Source organism: Ligilactobacillus murinus DSM 20452 = NBRC 14221 (assembly GCF_001591685.1).
Lineage (GTDB): Bacteria > Bacillota > Bacilli > Lactobacillales > Lactobacillaceae > Ligilactobacillus > Ligilactobacillus murinus.
On record NZ_BCVJ01000112.1, the window covers coordinates 1 to 1,339 of the forward strand.

The 1,339-nt window shown below is 30.0% G+C and carries 1 protein-coding gene; it reads left to right on the plus strand.

From position 1 onward, the window contains the following. The first annotated feature begins 156 nt into the window (after nucleotides 1-156). Complete coding sequence (locus LMU01S_RS09990) at nucleotides 157-969, plus strand: replication initiation protein (protein ID WP_056958093.1); 813 nt, start codon at nucleotides 157-159, stop codon at nucleotides 967-969. Nucleotides 970-1,339: the final 370 nt, after the last annotated feature.

Genomic DNA, 1,339 nt, shown 5'->3' on the forward strand with positions numbered 1-1,339 from the left:
AAATACTTTTTAGTACGTTAAAAATACTTTTTAGTACGTTAAAAATACTTTTTAGTACGTTAAAAATACTTTTTAGTACGTTAAAAATACTTTTTTATCAAAAAAACTCCATTTAGAGTTTAAATGGTGATAGAATATAAAAAGGGGTGACAGAAAATGTCTGATGTAAGAAATAAAAAAATGGATACGGCAATAAACGATTTACTAAGTAGACAAGATTATCTTGTCACTCAAGCTAATGAATTAGCTAGATCCTTTGGGAATTTGAAGACTTTTGAACATAAGGTATTAGACTACTGCTTTAGTTTTGTAGAGAAGGAAGATCTAAAAGATAAAGATTATACGTTAGTTGTTAGTGATATACTTAGACATTTTGGACTTAATTTGTCTGGAAAAAATTATAATCGTGTATTACTTGCGTTTAAAAAACTTAACGAAAATACTGCGATCTATATGCAAATAACTAGAAACGATGGAAAAAAAGCTGTAATAATGACATCTTTATTCGATCACATCACAGTTGTAGAAGATGGAGTAATAGAATTCAGTTTTAGTTCTAAAGTAGCTCCATATGTGTTTGAGTTAAAAAAGAATTTTTACTCATTCAAACTCTCTGAATTGGGAAAAATTAAGTCAAAATATACGATAAGTTTACTTAAACTTTGGAATGCTAACGCATTTGGAAAGTGGCGAAATTATAATGATCCCAATAGTTTACCACCTAGCGTAACAATACAGGGAACTCTTGAAGATTGGCAATCTTGGTTTTTAGGATCAGATGAAAATGGTAAGCCTAAGAGATGGCCCGCAGGCCGTTTTAAACAAAAAACAATTGATGTTGCCGTAAAAGAATTATCCGAAATATATCCCAAAACACTAATAACAGTAACGACTATGAAACACGGTCGACGTGTTACTGGTTATACATTAGATATATATTCGGTAAATACACACTTGAATATTACTTAAAATGAAAAAAAGAGGCTTAGACATATGTCTAAGCCTCTTTTTTTCTATCACATAGAAAAGTATCCTAGGATAATGCAACTAATAAGTAATTGCACTCCTCCCAGTATCCCTTTAAAAATATTATATTTTTTTGTATGAAGTACGTATGCTTTATTAATTAAGTATTCACCGTAGAAAATAGTAATAAAATTAAAGAGAATAAAAAATACATACTGAGGGATTGTCCTAACCAATGCCCAAGAACTAGTAACAGCTAACAGTGTAAACACTATCGTAAGATAATATTTACTGAGATATTGGGTAGAGGATTTGTAGAACATTATAATTCACTCCTAACATAACAATGAGCCAGCTTGATAAACTAGTCCAA

Bases quoted from the DNA above. Each gene is read 5' to 3' on its own strand.
- LMU01S_RS09990 (WP_056958093.1), top strand. From the start codon at position 157: ATGTCTGATGTAAGAAATAAAAAAATGGATACGGCAATAAACGATTTA.